Source organism: Pseudoalteromonas sp. 120-MNA-CIBAN-0494 (assembly GCF_040308885.1).
Taxonomy (GTDB): Bacteria; Pseudomonadota; Gammaproteobacteria; order Enterobacterales; family Alteromonadaceae; genus Pseudoalteromonas; species Pseudoalteromonas nigrifaciens.
The window spans coordinates 154,329-161,503 of sequence record NZ_JBEOOE010000005.1 but is presented as its reverse complement, the minus strand read 5'-3'; the positions used below and the strand labels follow the sequence as shown (position 1 = coordinate 161,503).

Sequence of the window (7,175 nt, the reverse complement as noted above, 5' to 3'; positions counted from 1 at the left end):
GTGCCAGCCTGAGCCCGATATCGACAGCTTGTTACCCTGGAATTTTAAAACATAGGTGTAGTTCGCTAGACGCTCACTAATAAATAGCCAAAAGCCCATGCGAATTCAGTAGTGGCCGCTCCTGCACATCCTGTGCTCTACGGCATTTGTATTCCTTTATATCAAACAAAACAGCTCGAAGGCGAACCACGCGGAAGGCCGCCCCGACACAAAGAGAGTGTGTCGCATTTGCTATGTGACTCTCTACCGCTGTGGGCACTACGACATTACCAGGCTCCAAATTGTAAAAAGTGAAGTGTGGGTGAATAATGTACACAAGTCTCCCGCGTAGGTTGGGCGAGCGTAGCGACACCCGACACTCAAATCATGAAAACATCACCACTAGCCAATGAATGTGGTGCATTTGCACTGTGATTTTCCACCGTTGTGGGCACCACGACATTGCCAGGCTCCAAATCGAGAAAGCCCGATTGAAAATATTCGGGCTTTTTTACGTCTGCAGAAAAGTAAAATTCAAGTCATTAATAAGTAAAACTCAAAGATAAAAAAATACTATGCTGATAAACTCAAAGTACATTTATTTTAGACTTGTATGAGCATGACAGCATTTTCTAGCCGAGTTTATTTACTGCGACATGGTGAGCTTACGACTAAAGATGTTTTAGCGGGGCATACCGATTTTATATTGAGTAAAAAAGGGTTTGAGCAGTTAAATATCGCCTGTGGCAGGTTAGCAAATATTGATTTAGTTACCTCATCGTCTTTAAAGCGCTGTAGTGAGTTTGCTCGGCAATTTTGTGATTTTAATAAAATACCACTGAATATAACCGACGATATTAAAGAGTTTAACTTTGGTGATTGGGATGGCCAAAGCTATGATGAACTGTGGCAGCATACTAAAACACCGACAATTGGTGACTTTTGGCAAAGCCCTTGGCTCGTGACGCCACCTAACGGTGAAAGCATGGCTCATTTTTATCAGCGCATAACAACGTGGTGGCAGCAATTATTAGTTAATACTATTTGCCAAGGTACTCGCTCACAACTTGTAATTACGCATGCAGGAGTAATAAAGCAATTACTCGCTATTATTTGTCAGGTGCCAAAACAGTTAAATTATCAAAATATATTTACTGTGGGTTATGGCAAGGTTATTTGTATCGATATATTTTTTGATGAAAATGGCCAAGCTTGGCCTAAAATTATTTTTTAAAAACGCCTGATCCTCTTTTATCACAACGATATCAGTTGTGGGATTTAGCAGTTATCTTTTTACTTTTTTGAAAACGTGAGTTGCTACACAATGTTTAAAATAGCCCCTTTGAATAATCAATTTGACCACCTTATTCACAATAAAATAAATAATAAAACCAAACCCCTAGGGGCACTAGGTCAGCTTGAACTGATTGCATTACAGTTAGTAAAAATACTATCTCAAACGATAAAGAGTGACGTTGAATTTACTGCATTTAAAGCTGAGATTTGTAACCCTACTTTAGTTGTTTTTGCTGGAGATCATGGGATTGCAGCGCAAGGAGTATCAATTGCACCGAGTGAAGTAACTGCACAAATGGTCGCTAACTTTGTCGCTGGCGGCGCTGCTATAAATATATTTTGTCAGCAACTTGGCTGGCAACTTGAGGTTGTTGATTGCGGTATATTAGAAAAAAGCCCTGCTAGCAAGGTACATGATTGCCGACTTGGTAATATAACCGCCCCGCTTAACTTACACATGGCCATGAGCACTGCGCAAGTAAAGCAAGGGTTTAGTAATGCTAAGTCACTGGTTTTACAGCTTAAACAACAAGGCTGTAATACATTGGCTATGGGGGAGATGGGAATTGGCAATACCACGAGTGCCGCAGCTATTATGGCAGCAATATTAAATTTACCTGTGACGCAATGTGTGGGTAGAGGCACTGGCGTGAGTGACGAATTAATTGCGCGTAAAATCAATGTTGTTGAGCAAGCATTACAACTGCATAAAGCACACTTGGCTGATCCAATAGCGCTGCTTGCTGCAGTGGGTGGCTTTGAAATTGTGCATATTACCGGTGCAATGCTAGCGGCGGCAGAGCAAGGTATGGCCGTTATTGTTGATGGCTTTATTTGTAGTGCTGCGGCTATGGTTGCGATTAAAATTAACCCTATAGTAAAAGAGTATTTAATTTTTGCTCATTGTTCTAATGAACAAGGCCATCAACAAATGTTAAGCAAGCTTGAAGTTAAACCCTTGCTACAATTAGATTTACGCTTAGGTGAAGGCACTGGCGCAGCATTGAGCTTACCTTTGCTACAAGCCGCTCTTGGCTTTTATAACCACATGGCAAGCTTTGCGGATGCCGGTGTTGAGCAGGTTGTATAATATGAGTGACAGTTCACTTTTAGATACCCCAAATAATAAATTACAAACCAAGGTCACGCAGTGGCAGTTAGTATTATTGGCGATTAGCTTTTTAACCCGCATTCCGGTTGCTTTGCGTTTTAATGTTACTAATACTCACCTTAATCAAGCCAGTCGCTATTTTGCATTAGTAGGTTTGTTACTTGGTGGGTTGTTGGCACTTAGTTACTGTGTTTTTCAGCTGTTGTTACCGCCGTCTTTAAGTGTGTTATTAATGATGGCTTTTGGCTTGCTATTAACTGGCGCGTTTCATGAAGATGGCTGGGCTGATGTGTGGGATGGCTTTGGCGGCGGTTGGCAGGTAGAGCAAAAATTAACTATCATGAAAGATAGCCGTTTGGGTACTTATGGAGCTGCGGCATTATTTATAATATTACTGATTAAGTTTCAGAGTCTAGTATTACTTAGTACTTCGCTCACAGCCATTATAACTGCGATATTGCTGGGTCAGTGTTTAAGTCGGGTAATAGCAACCAGTTTAATTGTGAGCATGGATTACGTGAGTGAGGATGCCACCTCAAAAGTTAAGCCTATAGCTATGTATTTGTCGTTTAACAGTTTAGCTATTTTAACGCTCACTGCAGTCATTTTATTACTGAGTTTAATTTTCTTACATATTATTGTATGGCAAACAGCGGTGATTATTATTGCCGTGTTGCTCATTTTACGCAGTGTATTAGTACGCTGGTTTAAGCACCAGCTAGGTGGTTATACTGGAGATTGTTTAGGCGCGGCGCAGCAGTTATCTGAGGTGATTATTTACTTAACCTTAGTGGGCTTATTATGAGCAACAACCATGCACTTATTTTAGGCGGTGCTCGCAGTGGTAAAAGTCGTTTTGCAGAACAGTTAGCGATTAAGAGTAATAAATCGGTGATTTATCTGGCCACTGCAGAGCCTAATGACGATGAAATGCAAGTACGTATTACGCGCCATCAAAAAGACCGCCCAGCAAACTGGCAATTAGTTGAAGAGCCCATAGCGCTTGCCAAACTACTTAAAGCCCATAGTAAAGCTGACAACTGTATATTGGTAGATTGTTTAACGCTATGGCTTACAAACTGTTTATGCCATAGCGACAAGCATTGCTGGCAAACGCAAAAAGCTGAGTTATTAGCTCAACTTAAAAGCTTACCAGGGCAAGTTATTTTTGTAAGTAACGAAGTGGGGCACGGTATAGTTCCGCTTGGCGAATTAAGCCGTACATTTGTAGACGAATCTGGCTGGTTACATCAAGCATTAGCTGCGCAGGTTTCCCAAGTTGAGTTTATTATGGCGGGTTTAGCGCTTACATTAAAAAATAAACAATAAACCCCTCCTTTAGAAACACACTGCTTAGTTATATATTGTACAACCTGCAGAGTAGGCTTTGTAGGTTGTTTTTAACGAATTACTGCTTCAAATATCTTTAACTTTAACCGCAGGATTTCCAACCACCACGGTGTTGGCTGCCACATTTTTTGTTACTATCGAGCCCGCTCCAATAACGGCGTTATCGCCAATAGTTATTCCAGCTAAAATGATTACGCCTGCACCAACCCATACATTATTACCTATACTAATTGGCTGGCTAAAGTTTTCTTTACTTAATCTTTGCTGCGGATCTAGCGCGTGAGATACAGCTAGCAATTGTACATTAGGGCCTATTAAACAGTCGTTACCAATACTAATGGCCGACTCAGGTAGCGGAGAATCTAAAATGGTGCAGTTAATATTTATAAAGGTACGATCACCAATAATAAGTGTACTACCATAATCGCAGTGAAACCCTGCTTCAATAATTACCTCTTCACCGCAATCAAAAAATAAGCTTTTAATACGCTTTAAATTGCCCTTACTGGGGCTTTTATTAAATAAACGGCAGATATCGCCGGCGAGCTTACGCTGAGTTAAATATTCTTTACTGATACTATTAAATAATTGCATATACTTTACTTTATTCGGCTATTACCCCTAGCTTACCGTATTTTAAGTTTTATTATAATTTGATTAAATTGCTTTATTTTTGCTCGTTCACTTGCCATTTAACTAGTTTCGTTTAAAATTACGCATCTTTCGAAACGAAACTTAATTGCATATCACTTATGACCAAACGAAACACCCAGCAACGACGTCACAATATATTGGCTCAGGTTAATGAGCTTGGTGAAGTGGTCGTGGAAAAATTAGCTGAGCAGTTTCAAACCTCAGAAGTGACCATTCGAAAAGATTTAACTGCGCTTGAAAAAAGTGGCCTGTTACTGCGCCGTTATGGTGGAGCTATTGCATTACCAAAAGAGATAGTAAGCGATGAGATTGATTCTAAGCGTAAAGTGGCTATAGCCAAGGCTGCAGCCGCACTGATCAAAGATCATAACCGCATTATTATTGATAGCGGGCGCACTACAGCAGCAATGATCCCAGAGCTTGCAAGTAAACAAGGCCTAGTTGTAATGACGAATGCTATTAAAGTTGCTAATCGCTTGCTAGCGCTCGAAAACGAGCCAACATTATTGATGACCGGTGGGACATGGGATCCGCATTCAGAATCGTTTCAGGGGCAAGTTGCAGAAAGCGTACTATGCTCTTACGACTTTGATCAGCTATTTATTGGTGCCGATGGCATAGACGTAAAGCGCGGTACTACTACCTTTAACGAACTAGTTGGCTTAAGCCAAGTAATGGCAAAAGCAGCACGTGAAGTTATAGTGATGGTTGAATCAGATAAAATTGGCCGAAAAATCCCAAATTTAGAATTACCGTGGCAAATAGTAACCACCTTAATAACCGACAATGGCTTAGCAGACGATAAACGCAAAGCAATTGAGGCATGTGGTGTAAAACTAATTTGTGCAGAGATTATGGAATAGCCCGTTAACTTGAATTCAGGTTATAAGCGGGCAAATATTTAAAAAATTAATGGAGACACTATGTGTGGAATAGTTGGGGCAGTTGCAGAACGTCCAGTAAATAAAATTTTAGTTGAAGGCCTTAAACGCCTTGAGTACCGTGGTTACGATTCAGCAGGCGTAGCACTGCTTGATGGCAACACCCTTAAAACTGTAAAAGCAGTTGGTAAAGTAGTAAACCTAGAATCGGCACTTGAGCAATCAGGTGTTAGCGGCCATACAGGTATTGCACACACTCGCTGGGCTACTCACGGTAGTGTAACTGAAGCCAATGCACATCCACATGTTTCAAGCGGCCAGCTAGCACTAGTACACAATGGCATCATCGAAAATCACGTAAGCTTGCGCGCCGCATTAAAAGGCGACGGTTACGAATTTTTATCAGACACCGACACCGAAGTTATGGTGCACTTAATTCACCAACTTCGTCAGCAACACAAAACCTTACTCGCATCAGTACAAGCTGCCGTTAAGCAATTTGAAGGTGCATTTGGTACAGTTGTATTTGATAAAGACAACAGCAACGAAATTATTGTAGCGCGCTCAGGCAGCCCACTTGTTATAGGTTTAGGGCTTGGCGAAAACTTTATTGCCTCTGATCAATTGGCACTACTACCGGTTACTCGCAGCTTTATATTTTTAGAAGAAGGCGACGTAGCACGTATTACACGTGACACAGTAGAAATTTTTGATGCCGATGGCAACGCTGTAGAGCGTGAAGTGGTTGAATCAAACATCACTCAAGATGCATCAGGCAAAGGCGATTACCGCCATTACATGCTAAAAGAAATTTACGAGCAGCCACTTGCTGTACGTAATACCCTTGAAGGGCGTTTAAACAACGACCGAGTAGCAATTGACGCTTTTGGCGACAGTGCACAACAAATATTTAAAGATGTAAAACACGTACAAATTATTGCCTGTGGTACGTCTTACCATTCGGGTATGGTTGCACGTTACTGGCTTGAGCAATTTGCAGGCGTAAGCTGTAATGTAGAAATTGCCTCAGAATTTCGCTACCGCCAGTCGTTTGTACACGAAAAAAGCCTACTAGTAACTATTTCACAATCAGGCGAAACAGCCGATACACTTGCTGCACTGCGTTTAGCAAAGCAACAAGGTTACATGGCGTCAATGACCATTTGTAACGTACCTGGCTCATCACTTGTACGCGAATCAGACCTTGCCTTTATGACCAAAGCCGGCGCCGAAATTGGCGTAGCATCTACTAAAGCGTTTACTACGCAATTAGTTGGTTTGTTAATGCTTACTGCGTCTATAGCGCAAGAAAAAGGCCTTGATCAAAGCGCAATTGTTAATGCAATTAAAGTACTACCTGCAAAATTAGAAGAAACTTTACAGCTTGCAGATAGCATTGCCGAGTTAGCAGAAGAGTTTGCCGACAAGCAACATTCACTATTTTTAGGTCGTGGTTCGCAATACCCAATTGCAATGGAAGGCGCGCTTAAGCTTAAAGAAATTTCGTACATTCACGCAGAAGCCTACGCTGCAGGCGAGCTTAAACATGGTCCACTAGCACTAATTGACGCCGACATGCCGATTATTGTTGTAGCACCTAATAACGAACTGCTAGAAAAACTTAAATCAAACGTAGAAGAAGTACGTGCTCGTGGTGGTATTATTTACGTATTCGCAGATAAAGATTCTCACTTTGAATCAGACAACACCATGCGTGTTATCAACGTAAATCACACTGACGATATTATTGCGCCAATTGTTTACACCTTACCATTACAGCTACTGTCGTACTACGTAGCGGTAATTAAAGGCACAGACGTTGACCAACCACGTAACTTAGCTAAATCTGTTACTGTTGAATAACAAGAAGTTAGTGTTATAAGATAAAAAAGACGCGAAAGCGT

At 41.2% G+C, this 7,175-nt stretch carries 7 protein-coding genes; 6 read left to right on the top strand and 1 reads right to left on the bottom strand.

The genetic code is table 11. The annotated features are described in order from the left end of the window. The first annotated feature begins 592 nt into the window (after positions 1-592). From AAEY55_RS06060 to cobU, 4 genes are all read left to right on the top strand, one after another. Positions 593-1,213 carry a histidine phosphatase family protein gene (locus AAEY55_RS06060; RefSeq protein ID WP_225741021.1) on the top strand — a complete coding sequence of 207 codons (621 nt, stop codon included), beginning with the start codon at positions 593-595 and terminating at the stop codon, positions 1,211-1,213. Between the two features lie 90 nt (positions 1,214-1,303). Further along, the gene (gene cobT, locus AAEY55_RS06055; RefSeq protein WP_011329622.1) at positions 1,304-2,365 is read left to right on the top strand and encodes a nicotinate-nucleotide--dimethylbenzimidazole phosphoribosyltransferase; all 1,062 of its coding nucleotides are present in this window, start codon (positions 1,304-1,306) and stop codon (positions 2,363-2,365) included. Position 2,366: 1 nt separating this feature from the next. Then, positions 2,367-3,191, top strand: coding sequence for an adenosylcobinamide-GDP ribazoletransferase (locus tag AAEY55_RS06050; RefSeq protein WP_182684132.1), 825 nt, complete (start codon positions 2,367-2,369; stop codon positions 3,189-3,191). After that, positions 3,188-3,715: a bifunctional adenosylcobinamide kinase/adenosylcobinamide-phosphate guanylyltransferase gene (gene cobU, locus AAEY55_RS06045; RefSeq protein WP_350550506.1), complete on the top strand. Its 528-nt coding sequence runs from the start codon at positions 3,188-3,190 to the stop codon at positions 3,713-3,715. Before AAEY55_RS06050 ends, cobU begins: the two co-directional genes overlap by 4 nt. 87 nt (positions 3,716-3,802) lie before the next feature. Here the strand turns inward: cobU and AAEY55_RS06040 are convergent, their stop codons facing one another. After that, the gene (locus AAEY55_RS06040) at positions 3,803-4,330 is read right to left on the bottom strand and encodes a sugar O-acetyltransferase (RefSeq protein ID WP_011329619.1); all 528 of its coding nucleotides are present in this window, start codon (positions 4,328-4,330) and stop codon (positions 3,803-3,805) included. A gap of 158 nt (positions 4,331-4,488) precedes the next feature. Here AAEY55_RS06040 and AAEY55_RS06035 point away from each other — a divergent pair, with 158 nt between their 5' ends. Both AAEY55_RS06035 and glmS read left to right on the top strand, forming a co-directional pair. Next, complete coding sequence (locus AAEY55_RS06035) at positions 4,489-5,253, top strand: DeoR/GlpR family DNA-binding transcription regulator (RefSeq protein WP_086993160.1); 765 nt, start codon at positions 4,489-4,491, stop codon at positions 5,251-5,253. 60 nt (positions 5,254-5,313) lie between these two features. Beyond that, the gene (gene glmS, locus AAEY55_RS06030; RefSeq protein WP_011329617.1) at positions 5,314-7,134 is read left to right on the top strand and encodes a glutamine--fructose-6-phosphate transaminase (isomerizing); all 1,821 of its coding nucleotides are present in this window, start codon (positions 5,314-5,316) and stop codon (positions 7,132-7,134) included. The last annotated feature ends 41 nt before the right edge of the window (positions 7,135-7,175 follow it).